The organism is Blastocatellia bacterium (assembly GCA_035573895.1).
GTDB lineage: Bacteria > Acidobacteriota > Blastocatellia > HR10 > HR10 > DATLZR01.
Genome location: DATLZR010000063.1, coordinates 1 through 12,703 on the forward strand (window position 1 = coordinate 1; position 12,703 = coordinate 12,703).

11 protein-coding genes and 1 pseudogene are annotated in these 12,703 nt (G+C 60.2%); 11 read left to right on the forward strand and 1 reads right to left on the reverse strand.

Translation table 11 applies throughout. The annotated features are described in order from the left end of the window. The 11 genes and pseudogenes from VNM72_06615 to VNM72_06665 form a co-directional block, all read left to right on the forward strand. Nucleotides 1-627: hypothetical protein (locus tag VNM72_06615; protein HXF05073.1), on the forward strand; the 627-nt coding region annotated here is incomplete at its 5' end. A 5-nt stretch (nt 628-632) separates the two neighbouring features. Next, on the forward strand, nt 633-1,673 hold the full coding sequence (gene trpD, locus VNM72_06620; protein HXF05074.1) for an anthranilate phosphoribosyltransferase: 1,041 nt from the start codon (nt 633-635) through the stop codon (nt 1,671-1,673). After that, nucleotides 1,670-2,497 (forward strand): indole-3-glycerol phosphate synthase TrpC, encoded by an 828-nt coding sequence (gene trpC, locus VNM72_06625; protein ID HXF05075.1) that lies wholly within the window; start codon nt 1,670-1,672, stop codon nt 2,495-2,497. The genes trpD and trpC overlap by 4 nt, the downstream gene beginning before the upstream one ends. A 54-nt stretch (nt 2,498-2,551) precedes the next feature. Then, nucleotides 2,552-3,163 (forward strand): annotated as a pseudogene (locus VNM72_06630) (phosphoribosylanthranilate isomerase). Nucleotides 3,164-3,590: 427 nt separating this feature from the next. Further along, complete coding sequence (trpB, locus tag VNM72_06635) at nt 3,591-4,817, forward strand: tryptophan synthase subunit beta (GenBank protein HXF05076.1); 1,227 nt, start codon at nt 3,591-3,593, stop codon at nt 4,815-4,817. Then, a complete protein-coding gene (trpA, locus tag VNM72_06640) occupies nt 4,814-5,635 on the forward strand; it encodes a tryptophan synthase subunit alpha (protein HXF05077.1) in 822 nt (273 codons plus the stop codon). Before trpB ends, trpA begins: the two co-directional genes overlap by 4 nt. A 43-nt stretch (nt 5,636-5,678) precedes the next feature. Beyond that, nucleotides 5,679-5,996: a chorismate mutase gene (locus tag VNM72_06645; GenBank protein HXF05078.1), complete on the forward strand. Its 318-nt coding sequence runs from the start codon at nt 5,679-5,681 to the stop codon at nt 5,994-5,996. Further along, nucleotides 5,993-7,003 carry a 3-deoxy-7-phosphoheptulonate synthase gene (gene aroF / locus VNM72_06650; protein HXF05079.1) on the forward strand — a complete coding sequence of 337 codons (1,011 nt, stop codon included), beginning with the start codon at nt 5,993-5,995 and terminating at the stop codon, nt 7,001-7,003. The genes VNM72_06645 and aroF overlap by 4 nt, the downstream gene beginning before the upstream one ends. Nucleotides 7,004-7,051: 48 nt before the next feature. After that, the gene (locus VNM72_06655; protein ID HXF05080.1) at nt 7,052-7,900 is read left to right on the forward strand and encodes a prephenate dehydrogenase/arogenate dehydrogenase family protein; all 849 of its coding nucleotides are present in this window, start codon (nt 7,052-7,054) and stop codon (nt 7,898-7,900) included. A 443-nt stretch (nt 7,901-8,343) separates the two neighbouring features. Then, entirely contained in the window at nt 8,344-9,495 is a 1,152-nt protein-coding gene (locus VNM72_06660) for a hypothetical protein (GenBank protein ID HXF05081.1), read from the forward strand. Between the two features lie 121 nt (nt 9,496-9,616). Further along, nucleotides 9,617-11,941, forward strand: coding sequence for a PAS domain S-box protein (locus VNM72_06665; protein ID HXF05082.1), 2,325 nt, complete (start codon nt 9,617-9,619; stop codon nt 11,939-11,941). Nucleotides 11,942-12,101: 160 nt separating this feature from the next. Here VNM72_06665 and VNM72_06670 read toward each other — a convergent pair. Then, on the reverse strand, nt 12,102-12,703 hold a 602-nt coding region (locus VNM72_06670), incomplete at its 5' end, for a hypothetical protein (GenBank protein ID HXF05083.1).

Consider the following 12,703-nt stretch of genomic DNA (forward strand, 5'->3'; position numbering starts at 1 on the left):
ATCATCGAGACGTGGAAGGACATGGGCATTCCCCTGCATCTGGTTCTCCGGGCCATTGATCGGGTCTTCGATGCCTATGAGGCCCAGCCGGTGAAGACCCGTCTGATCAACTCCATTCTCTATTGCCAGCAAGAGGTCATGGCGAGTTTCGCCGAGTACAAGCACGCGCGCGTGGGGGCTTCGGTGGCGGCCGAGGCATCGCCGGAGAAACCAGCGGCCCCCTTCTCGCGCGAAGCGATCAGCGAGTACCTGGAGACCGGCCGACGCGCTCTTGAGCGAGCGGCGGCTTCCTATGACGCCGTCGCATTCGCCCGGTATCATGATGCTGTCGCGCGCGTGCTGCCGCGACTGGACGCCCTCATCGCTCATGTGCGCAGCGCCGAGCCGCTCGATTTCGAAGCTCTGGAGCAGGAACTCACCCGGTTGGAAGCTATCCTCTACGATGCCCTCGTCGAGTGCCTGCCGACGGCGGAAATTGAAGAAATCCGCGCCGAGGGGAAGAAACAGCTCAAGGAGTATCGGCGCAAGATGGAGGAGTCGCTCTACGAACAAACGCTGGCCAACTACGTGGCCAAGCGCCTCCGAGAGAAATACGCCATTCCCCGACTGAGTCTGTTTTATCTGTAGCGGTCATGGCTCATCCCCTGCTGGAAAAACTCACGCGGAAGGAGAATCTCACCCGCAGCGAGGCGGCGTCCTTACTGGACTATCTGCTGGGCGAAGCGGTGAGCGATGCCGAGATCGCTGCGGTGCTCATTGCCCTGGCCATGAAAGGAGAAACAGCGGACGAACTCGTCGGCTTTGCCGAGACGATGCGCGCTCACGCGACCACCATTCGTCCCGGCCACAATCCCCTCGTGGACACGGCCGGAACGGGAGGCAGCCGGGCCAAAACGTTCAACGTCTCGACGGCGGCGGCTCTGGTGATGGCGGCAGCGGGCGTGGCCGTCGCCAAGCATGGAAATCGCGCCGTGACAAGCGCCACGGGAAGCTCCGATGTTCTCTCGGCTCTCGGCGTGCGCGTGGACCTTCCTCCGGCTCAGGCCGAGCGCCTCCTCAAGGAGGTCGGATTTTGCTTTCTCTTTGCTCCGCTCCATCATCCGGCGACGGCGCGGGTGGCGCAGGTTCGACGAACGCTCGGCGTGCGCACGATTTTCAATCTTCTCGGACCGCTGACGAACCCGGCGGGCGCGACCCGTCAACTCGTGGGCGTCTCCCATCCGGCTCATCTCGCACTCCTCGGTCAGGCGCTGTCGCTGCTGGGAACCGATCACGCCTGGGTGGTGCATGGGGAGGATGGGCTGGATGAGATCACGCTGTCGGGCAAAACGCGCGTCGTGGAGGTTCGACCTGACGGAATGAGGACGTTCGATCTTGATCCCACTGCCGTGGGTTACCACTATGAGGACGTGCGACCTCTCCGCGCGGAATCGGCCAGCCATAGCGCCGAGATCATCCGCGACGTATTCGGTGGACGGCGACGCGATGCCGCGCGTCGGCTCATCGCCCTCAACGCGGGCGCGGGATTGGTCGTGGCCGGTCGGGCCGCGACATTAAAAGATGGCGTGGAACAAGCCGAAGCGACTATTGACTCCGGTCGCGCCTGGGAGATGCTCGACACCCTCATCGCTCGGACGAGGATATGGCACGACCGGAATGAAGTGACCCAATGACCGACATCTTGCGGACACTCATCGAGGCGAAGGCGCGCCGGGTGGAGAAGGCGAAGCGCGACAGGCCGCTGGCCATGTTGCTCGGAGAGTTGCGCCTGCCGGAACCTCGGAGTTTCCGCCAGGCGTGCAGCCCTCCTGAGCGCGTCAATATCATCGCCGAAGTCAAAAAGGCCTCGCCCTCACGAGGAATCCTCCGGCACGAATTCGATCCGGCTTCGCTGGCTTCTGACTATGAAGCTCATGGTGCAGTGGCCATTTCGGTTCTGACCGAAGAGGACTATTTCCTCGGCTCCCTCGAGCATCTCCGCGAGATTCGTCGGCGAGTGCGCCTGCCCCTTCTGCGCAAGGATTTCGTCTTCGATCCCTATCAGGTTTACGAGTCGGCGGCCGCCGGAGCCGATGCCATTCTCCTCATTGCGGCCGTGCTTGATCACGAGCAGCTTTTTGACCTTCGCCAGGTGGCCGATGAACTCGGCCTCGACGCGCTCGTCGAAGTTCACACGCCGGCGGATCTGGAGAAGGCGCTCGCCGCCGGAGCCACGCTCATCGGCGTGAACAATCGCGATCTGAGGACGTTCGAGGTCACGCTCGACGTTTCGCTGGAACTGGCCCGGTCGGTCCCCGACGACGTCCTTCTCGTGAGCGAGAGCGGCATTCGCACCCGGCAGGATATTGATCGCCTCCGCCAAGCGGGGTATCGCGCCTTCCTCATCGGAGAACACTTCATGCGCGCGGAGCAACCGGGTCGTGCGCTGAAGCAGTTGCTGGAACCGCCAGGCTGGCAGGATCAGACGACGAGAGGCGATGGGTTGCCGCGGTCGTGAGATCCCTCTCCGGCAGCGAACGCCCGGGTTGCTTCGCATCGGAGGGCAGCACCCATGGTGAGAGTGAAAATCTGTGGCATCACCAACGCGGAGGATGCTCTCGCTGCGGTCGAGTTCGGCGCCGATGCCCTCGGTTTCAATTTTTGGCCGGGAAGCACACGCTATGTCGAGCCCGATCGAGCCCGCGAGATCATTGATCGGCTGCCGCCGTTTGTGACGATCGTGGGTGTGTTCGTCAATGAAGATCTGGACGCCATCGCCCGTGTTGCCGCCCGAGCGAAGCTCGATGTGATTCAGCTTCACGGAGATGAGTCACCGACATTTTGTCAGCAGGTGGCCGAGCGCTGGCGCGTGATCAAAGCCGTGCGCGTCGGTCCTGACGCGAACCTGGCCGAACTGGCCAACTATCCGGTGAGCGCGATTCTTCTCGACGCGTACAGGCCAAACGAGTATGGAGGAACGGGAGAAACGTTCGACTGGACGATCGCACGGAGAGCGAAACACTTCGTCTCGCATCTGATCCTGGCCGGAGGTCTGTCGCCGGAGAACGTGGCCGAAGCTATTCGGGTCGTGCGACCGTATGCCGTTGACGTCTGCTCCTGCCTGGAAGATCGTCCGGGAAAGAAAAATCACGCGAGATTGCGAGAATTTCTGACTCAGGCCAAGCCCCCGGTTCAAAGAAGCAGTCCGCAGGCATCTGCTGAAATAGTCTCTCAGGCGAAGGAGGATCACGATGTCGCGAAGAGAGTGCGTGAGTGAGAGGCGAAGGCCCAAAAGGTGGGCTCTGCTCCAGGGACGCGTACCTCTGACGGCGTCCCGTCGGGAGAAAGACATTCTCACCATGATCAATCCTCGGTGGTCGTTCGCTCAGATGAAAGGAGCCGAGCTTCGTCCGGAAGTCCTTCTCCTCTTTTACCCACATCCCTACGAAGAATTCAGGGTGGGCGATGGAATCTCTTCCGAGCGAGTCTGTCATCTTTGCCGGTCCGCTGTGATTCGAACCAAGAAATGGGGGCTCGCATAACGATGAGGCAGACAGATCGGCCATTGTCAGAAGCTGCCGGAAGAAGATCCGCGTCACAGGATGAACCGTATGCCGGATTCCACCAAAGCGACCAAGTTCAAAAGCGATCCTGACGGGCGGGGGCACTTCGGTATCTATGGGGGGCGGTTTGTGCCCGAGACGCTCATGCATCCACTGGAGGAGTTGACGGAGGCCTATCTGGCGGCCCGCGATGACCCGGAATTTCAACGAGAACTCCGGGAGCTTTTGGAAACCTATTCGGGCCGTCCGACGCCGCTCTTTTTCGCCCGACGGCTGACCGAACATCTGGGGGGACCCCGAATCTACCTCAAGCGGGAGGACCTCAATCACACGGGCGCTCACAAGATCAATAATGCCCTGGGCCAGGCGCTGCTGGCGCGACGTATGGGGAAGAAGCGGGTGATCGCCGAAACGGGAGCCGGTCAACATGGAGTGGCGACGGCCACCGCGTGTGCTCTCCTCGGGCTGGATTGTGTGGTCTACATGGGCACGGAAGATATGAAGCGGCAGGCGCTCAACGTCTTCCGCATGAAACTTCTCGGCGCCGACGTGCGGGGCGTAGACGCTGGCAGCCGAACCCTCAAGGATGCCATCAGCGAAGCGTTGCGCGATTGGGTGACCCATGTCGAGACGACCTATTATCTTCTCGGCTCCGTCCTCGGCCCTCATCCCTATCCGATGATGGTGCGCGATTTTCAAGCCGTCATCGGTCGGGAGACCCGCGAGCAGATTCTCCGCGTTGAAGGGCGGTTGCCCGACTGCCTGATCGCGTGCGTGGGGGGCGGAAGCAATGCCATCGGGTTATTCTACGAATTCCTCGATGAACCGGGCATCCGCATGATCGGAGTGGAGGCCGGAGGGCGCGGCCAGCATCTGGGAGATCATGCGGCTCGCTTCTCGGGCGGTCGTCCCGGTGTGCTGCATGGGACCTACAGTTACGTCCTGCAGGATGAGGATGGACAGATTTCCCTCACCCATTCGGTGGCGGCCGGTCTGGATTATGCCGCCGTCGGTCCGGAGCACGCGCGACTGCACGACCTCGGACGGATCGAGTACACGTCGGTCACGGATGATGAAGCGCTCGATGCCTTCTATCTTCTCTCGCGGCTGGAGGGGATCATTCCGGCACTCGAAAGCGCCCATGCGCTGGCATACCTGGTGAAGATCGCTCCTCATCTGGCGACAGATCACATCGTGGTCGTCAATTTGTCGGGCCGAGGCGACAAAGATGCAACAACAGTCGCGGAACTCGTGGCTCAGAAGGAGCATCAATGAGTCGCATCGGGGAGAAATTCGCTCGGTTGAAGGCGGCAGGACTCAAGGCGCTCGTTCCCTATCTCACGGCGGGTGATCCTGACCTGGAGACGACGGGGCAGCTCATCCTGGAGATGGAACGCGCGGGAGCCGACATCATCGAGCTGGGCGTCCCTTTCTCCGATCCCATCGCCGATGGACCGGTCATCCAGCGGGCGGCGGATCGGGCCTTGCGCCGAGGAACGACGCTGGCCGGGTGTCTCGGCTTGATTCGAGAGCTGCGCCGCGCGTCCGACATTCCCCTGGTTCTTTTCAGCTACCTCAATCCGCTTCTTCAGTTCGGGATGGAGCGACTGGCCTCGGCTCTGAGCGATGCGGGGGTGGACGGCGTTCTCGTCACCGACTTGATCGTCGAGGAAGCCGATCCGTTCATCGCCCCGTTTCGGGAGCGGGGGATTGACACGATCTTTCTCGTCGCACCGACGAGCACCGATGAGCGGATGAGGCGAATCAGTCGCTACTGTCGGGGATTTGTCTATGTTGTATCTCGCACGGGAGTGACGGGTACCGGCGAGAAACTGGCGGAAACAATGCGTCCCACAGTGGAACGTGTGCGCCGCTTCACCGAATTGCCCATTGCTGTGGGATTCGGTGTCTCCACCCCGGAGCACGTCCGCCAGGTCTGGCAGTACGCGGATGCGGCGGTGGTCGGCAGCGCCATCGTCCGGGAAATCGAACGGCAGGCCGGAAATTCTCATCTCGTGTCGGCAATCGGTCGCTTCACCCGCTGGCTCAAAGCAGCGGCCGATGAACGGAGCGCAACCGATCCCGTCGGCTGACCCATGCGGGCCGGACGACCCACCGCCATTATCGGAGGGGATCATGGACATTGATGATTGGCGGAAGATCATTGACGAGATTGATCGTCAGCTCGTTGAACTTCTCAACGAGCGATCGCGCTGCGCCATCGAGATCGGCAAGATCAAGCGAGCGCGAAACCTTGATCTCTATTCGCCCGACCGCGAGAAAGAGGTCATCGAGAACGTGAAACGAGCCAATCGCGGGCCGCTGGACAATGATGCCATGCAACGCCTCTTTGAGCGCATCATTGATGAATCGCGTCGAGTGGAACGTCTGGCGGCGGGCGGCGCGATGGAGCATCCCGTCCTATCTCTGGACGAAGAGGGAGGTAGGCCATGATCGTGATCATGGAGGAGAGAGCAACCGAAGAACAGATCCAAAAAGTCATCGAGAAGCTGGTCCACATGGGATTCGATATTCACCGATCCACCGGTGTGACGCGAACCGTCCTCGGCGCCGTCGGCAATAAAGTTGTTGATACCCGTGATATCGAACTTCTCGACGGCGTGGCGGAAGTCATTCGGGTGACGACCCCGTATAAACTCGTCAGCCGGACATTTCGTCCGGAGAACCTGGAAATTCGCGTGGGGGATGTAGTCATCGGGGGGAAAGAAGTGGTGCTGATGGCCGGCCCCTGCGCCGTCGAGAGTCGTTCACAGGTCCTGGAGATCGCCGAAGCCGTTCATCGCAGTGGGGCCAAGATTTTGCGCGGAGGAGCCTTCAAACCGCGAACCTCACCCTATAGCTTCCAGGGCCTGGGCGAAGAGGGATTGCGCTACCTGCGGGAGGCGTCCGAACGATTCGGCATGCCGGTCATCTCCGAAGTCATGGAGATCTCTCAAATTCCCCTCATGCTGGAGTACGTGGACATCCTCCAGGTGGGGGCGCGGAATATGCAAAACTATAACCTGCTTCGGGAACTGGGAAAGCAACCCAAGCCCGTGTTGCTCAAGCGGGGGCCCGCCGCGACGATCGAAGAAACGCTACTTGCCGCCGAATATATCGTTGCCGGAGGCAACCCCAACGTCCTGCTCTGCGAACGCGGCATTCGGACGTTTGAGACGTCGCTCCGCTACACGCTCGACATCTCCGCGATCCCCGTCTTCAAGAAGCTCTCCTACTTACCGGTCATTGCCGATCCAAGTCACGGAACCGGTCGGCGCGATAAAGTTCCGCCGATGGCGCGGGCGGCCGTGGCGGCGGGAGCCGATGGCTTGATCATTGAAGTGCACACGCGCCCTGAACAAGCTCTGTGCGATGGCCCGCAGGCGCTCCTGCCCGAGCAACTGGAGAAACTCGTCGGTCAACTTCGCCTCATTGCCGCGGCCATTGAGCGAACGATGTAGTCAAGCCGTCCGGGAGGCGCACGTCAGACTACCGTCTCTGTGGGTTCTATGTTTCAGCATGTCGTCATTGTGGGATGCGGCCTGATCGGCTGCTCTTTTGCGCTGGCGCTGCGGCGGGCGGGATTCGACGGACGAATCACCGGCTGGGGCGGCGGCGAATCAGTAGAGGAGGCAATCCAGCGCGGCATAATCTCCGAACGAGAGCGAAGCTTTGACGAGGGGCATTCCTGTCCGGCGGACTTCATCTATCTCGCCGCACCGGTCCTCGCTATTGTGGAGTTCCTTCAGACGAAGTCCGGGCTGCTTAAACCGGGAAGTTTCATCACCGATGCGGGAAGTACGAAAGTGGAAATCTGCCGGACGGCGCGCCGCTGTCTCCCATCGGGAATTGATTTTCTCGGCGGACATCCTATGGCTGGAAGCGAAAAAAGCGGCGCCGAGCACGCTCACGCCGATCTCTTTGAGGGAGCCGCCTACATCCTCACGCCTGATGACCGAACGCCCTCCGAACGGCTGGCCCAGATGGAACTTCTCATCCGGGAAATTGGAGCGCGGCCCATCCGAATGACTGCCGAAGAGCATGATCGGACCATTGCCTATATCAGTCATCTGCCACAGTACCTGTCAACGGCTCTGGCGGCGACCATCGAGCGACACCCCGATGCTCGGCAGTGGCTCTCTCTTGCCGGTGAGGGGTTCCGCGACATGACTCGATTGGCCGCCAGCCGATTTCGCCTCTGGCGCGACATCACGCTCACCAACCGGGAGAACATTCTTCAGGCGCTCGACGAATACATCCGCGACCTCTCCACACTGCGTCAGGCGGTAGCAACAGAGGACCTCGAGGCGGTGGAAGAATCCTTCCAGCGGGCCAATCGGCTCTCTCCGACCGATTAACACGAGGCCCCCAATGTAGTACGGACACGCAGACAGGAATGCCTCGACGGCGTTTCGTCCGAAAATCATCACCACTCTGACCGGTCTCACTGACCATCGTTCGCTTTTCATCGCTGGAAGGCAGAAGCCCCCGTTTCAGGAGAAATTCACGATCCACTTCCCTTCCGAGGGGATATGTGCTAGCCTCGTGCGTTAAAACGCCTTCGATTCGAGTGACACGTCGGGTAGAGTAAACAGTCGCAAAGGACATCAGCTCACTCTTCCCCCCCCCGGACGCTCACGAATCGAAAGAACCCAGGGAAAGGGGATTATTTTTGCCAGGAAAAAGACGGAAAAAGAAACCCGGATCGGCTCCTTCAGCCAGCAGGGAGGTATGGCAGGTCGCGCGGAGGACCGTCAAGCGTTCTCTCCCTGGAGTAGAGGGTGGCGCTCGACATGACCTGATGCTTGCTGTTCGCTCAAGTCGTCGGGCTGAGATTGTTTTCGCCCGGTGGAGTACGTCCTCCCAGCCCGTTGAGGAACTCGGCGACTTCGTTCTCCAGGCGAGGGAAAATCCTCCGAGCGGCCCGCCCCGCCAGCCGCAGGTCATCTACGTCGCCTCGGCCTCGGACGCCGAGAGTCTCCGGCAGAAACTCCCTCCGGAGATCGTCGTGGAGGTCTCCGCCAAACTTCCGGAACCGGATGTCGCCGCCGAGCAATCGGCTCTTACTCTCACCCATCTTGCCCACCTCAACACTGATTACCGCACCCAGGCGACTCTCGCCGGGGAATCTCTCAGCGAGGACGATCTCCGCGCGTTTTTCCGGATCGCCGCCGATTTTTACCGACACGAGCCCTGGTTCGATATAGACGAGGATGAAGTGCTTGAGATCGAAATCCGCTATCCGGATCGTCCATCCCATAGCCTGTACTCGATGCTCAGTGGAACCGGCGGTGAGGATCTGACCCTGGTTCTGTTCCGCTCCTTCGAGGAGCTCGAACAATACTTTGAGCATGCTGAGGAACGAATGCGGGCGATGGAGGCAGTCAGGCAGATATTCGATGCAGCACCGCTCGATCCCGTCAAGTGGAAAGAAGAGCGCAGGCTTTATGCGAAAGCCTTTGCTTATCCCTCGGTGAATCTCACCTATGCTTTCGCGGACGATGTCCCTCCCAGTCTTTTAGAAGAAGCTGAAGAACTCCGGATTCCTCTGAACCTCTCCGGGGTATTTCCCCATGCCGTCGCCATCGGCAATGGCCGCATCAGGACGGCAACAGCGACCGACCTTCATCATCTTTCTGCGGCTATGAAGGCGATTCTCAACTGGGCGGAAGAGATCAAAACGATAGAGGCTGAGGAGGAACTCAGATTCATTGCCAGTGCTGAGTTCCCCGCCCTCATGGGATTCCCTCCCGCCACCACACGCACGACACTGAAGATTAATCCTTTTGCCTACAATCTGGAAATGCTGATAGAAGAACTGGAGGAAGAGGAGACGATCCTCGAAGTACTCTCTCTGATGGAGGAGCGAAATGTACCGTCTTCCCGCCCTCCGAAGAAGCCCGCGAGCAGGAAGAAGAAGGCTACGCGCCGTAAACGCCCCCCAAAGATCTAACCCTCTCTGAAGCTGGAGATAGGAGAGGCTTGTCCGGTGGGTGGACAAGCTTGGGGTCGGTCTGCGGGTTATGGAGAGCCTGTCGGTGAAGACGGAAACCCGGTCCTGATGAAAGGGAACTATGGATCTGCAGCAGTTGTATGATGAACTCGTCCTTCGCGAGTCGCAGTTGCGGGCGACGCTCTACAGCATTGGGGATGCCGTCATCGCCACGGATCGTGATGGTCAAATTACGATGATGAATCCCGTAGCCGAACGTCTCACGGGCTGGACGGAAGCGGATGCCCTCGGACGACCGGTCTCCGACGTTTTCCGAATCGTTCATGAGGAAACGAGAGCCGAAGTGGAGAATCCCGTCACGCGGGTGGTGCGTGAAGGCATTGTCATCGGACTGGCCAACCATTCCCTGCTTCTTTCCCGCGATGGACGAGAATATCCGATTGCCGATGCCGGTGCGCCCATTCGCAATGCCGCCGGCGAGATCACGGGCGTGGTCCTGGTCTTTCGCGACCAGACGGCCGAGCGCCAGGTCCAGCGCGCCCTCCAGCATGCACGAGAGTTCGCTGAGAGCATCATTGCCACCATTCGAGAACCCCTCCTTGTCCTCGATCCCGAACTGCGCGTCGTGATGGCCAATCGCGCATTCTACCGGACGTTCCGGGTCGCTCCGGAGGAGACCGAAGGCCGCTTCGTTTACGAATTGGGCAACCGCCAGTGGGACATCCCCGAACTCCGCCGCTTATTGGAAGACATTCTGCCCCAGAACACCAGCTTCGAGGATTTTGAAGTCGAGCATGACTTCGAGCACATCGGACGGCGGACGATGCAGCTCAATGCCCGACGGCTTTACCGCGAGAAGAATAAGACGCAACTCATCCTTCTGGCCATCGAGGATGTGACCGAGCGGAAACGGGCACTCGAAGCGCTCCAACGGAGCGAGCAACAGTATCGTTCGTTGTTCGAGACCGTGCCCGAGGTAGTTTACAGCCTCTCCCCCGACGGGCGTTTCACCATGCTCAACCCTGCCTTTGAACGAATCACCGGATGGGCGGTGGAGGACTGGCTGGGGAGACCGTTTGACGAACTGATTCACCCCGAGGATCGGGAAATGGCCCGGCAGGAATTCGCCCGCGCTCTTCGGGGCGAAACCTCTCATTTTCGAGAGATGCGCGTGCTGACCCGATCGGGCCAGACTCTCGTGGTCGAGGTCCTGGGTGTGGCGCACATTCAGAACGGACGCTCGGTGGGCGTCACGGGCTTCGCTCATGACGTCACCGAGCGCAAGCAGCTTGAACGGCAGCTTCTCCAGGCGCAGAAAATGGAGGCCATCGGGCGACTGGCCGGCGGGATCGCTCATGACTTCAACAACCTTCTCACCGTGATTGCCGGCTACGCTGAGATGGCGCTTCTGCATCCGGGCGAGACCGATCTCCAACGGCGGTACATCACCGAGATCAAGAAAGCCGCCGACCGGGCGACGGGTTTGACCCGGCAGCTTTTGGCCTTCAGCCGCCAGCAGCTAGGGGAGCCTCGACCCATCAACCTCAACGATGTGATCGCTGAAACGAAGCAGATGCTCCATCGGATCATTGGCGAAGACATTCAGATGGACATCCTCCTGGAACCCGATGCTGGCTGTGTGAAAGCCGACCCGCTCCAGATGCAGCAGGTGATCCTGAATCTCGTCGTCAATGCCCGCGACGCTATGCCCCGGGGTGGGAAACTGACCCTCCAGACAGCGACCGTCGTTTTGAAACAGGAATCTGAATTGACCTCTTTGGGGTTGAGGCCGGGATCCTACGTCAGGTTGACAGTGGCCGACACGGGCTGTGGCATGGATGAGGAAACGATGAGTCGCATCTTCGAGCCGTTCTTCACCACTAAAGAGGAGGGAAAGGGAACGGGCCTGGGACTCTCAACCGTCTACGGCATCGTCAAGCAAAGTGGCGGGGAGATTACGGTCACCAGCGAAGTCGGGCAAGGGACGACTTTCACCATCTATTTGCCCCAAGTCACCGAGCCCAGCACCGACAGCTCACGGACTCAACAAGAGGAGATTTCATCAGACATGCCCGTGGGATCGGAGACGATTCTTCTGGTCGAGGATGAACCGGCCGTTCGCCAGGTTGCTCAGACGGTGCTCGAAGCCTGCGGGTATCAGGTGATCGTCGCGGAGACGCCACGCGCGGCCGTGCAGTTGCTGGCACAGGGTGATCCGGCAGTTCACTTGCTTTTGACCGACGTCGTCATGCCAGAAATGAGCGGCCCTGAACTGGCCGAGCGAGTGGCCGCTCTGCGCCCTGAGGTGAAGGTCCTTTACATGTCGGGATATACTGAGAGAACGAGTGCCCAGCACATTCTAGAACCGGGCGTGAATTTCATCCTCAAGCCGTTTACCCCTCGCGAACTGGCCTGCGCCGTGCGCCGTGTCCTTGATCGCCCTTGAAGGATTGAGCCCCAAACTCCCGCGAGCCTCTCTTTGCTCATGTTGACCGACAGGTTGAGGCCCCAACCCTCTGTTGAGGCTTGGGATCAAGCGGGGGGTGTTCCACACGCAGGCCCAACGCGAGGGAAGGACCGGTTTGAATATTCGCCGGTCAAACACATCAAGCAGTCGTCAAAGGCTGAGGGATAAAATCAACAACGATGGGGTGATGGTCCGACAGTGGGCCAGCAGAATGAATGAGACCATTGATCGTTTGAGGACGAGTGCTTGCAACGCCGGTGAGGGGATCAACAATCTCGTTCTCGGCCAGGGGGCGAAGCCCGCGCCCGATGAACCAATCGAGGCGCAACCCGACGCGACCTCCGGTAGCGGCGAATTTCCTGATCACCAGCTTCTGGGAAAATCGCGGGACATAATAGGCGTCCTCGACGACTTCCACGGGCTGGATATAGGTGGCCTGTTCGTCGTTGAGATCGCGGTACCGATAGCCCCGCTGCTCAAGAAGCTGAAAGAGTGACTCATTCGCCCGATCGGGTCGCAGAAGTGCCCGCTCCAACCGCCGACGCGGCTCGATGATGATTCGGAAGACGCCGCGCAGAGCGCGCCATCTTGTTCCTCGGGCAAACGTGCTCGTATTCAAATCCCCGCCGATGAGCAGGGGACCGGTCACCCCCCATTCGTCGAGTCGGTCGAGGATGGTGCGCATCTGAAGCCTGCGACCGGCGGGTGTGGTGCGCGTCTCCAGGTGCGTGCAGACGACCG

Bases quoted from the DNA above. Each gene is read 5' to 3' on its own strand.
- VNM72_06645 (HXF05078.1), top strand. From the start codon at position 5,679: ATGGACATTGATGATTGGCGGAAGATCATTGACGAGATTGATCGTCAG.
- aroF (HXF05079.1), top strand. From the start codon at position 5,993: ATGATCGTGATCATGGAGGAGAGAGCAACCGAAGAACAGATCCAAAAA.
- trpD (HXF05074.1), top strand. From the start codon at position 633: ATGGCTCATCCCCTGCTGGAAAAACTCACGCGGAAGGAGAATCTCACC.
- VNM72_06665 (HXF05082.1), top strand. From the start codon at position 9,617: ATGGATCTGCAGCAGTTGTATGATGAACTCGTCCTTCGCGAGTCGCAG.
- trpA (HXF05077.1), top strand. From the start codon at position 4,814: ATGAGTCGCATCGGGGAGAAATTCGCTCGGTTGAAGGCGGCAGGACTC.
- VNM72_06660 (HXF05081.1), top strand. From the start codon at position 8,344: ATGCTTGCTGTTCGCTCAAGTCGTCGGGCTGAGATTGTTTTCGCCCGG.
- trpB (HXF05076.1), top strand. From the start codon at position 3,591: ATGCCGGATTCCACCAAAGCGACCAAGTTCAAAAGCGATCCTGACGGG.
- trpC (HXF05075.1), top strand. From the start codon at position 1,670: ATGACCGACATCTTGCGGACACTCATCGAGGCGAAGGCGCGCCGGGTG.
- VNM72_06655 (HXF05080.1), top strand. From the start codon at position 7,052: ATGTTTCAGCATGTCGTCATTGTGGGATGCGGCCTGATCGGCTGCTCT.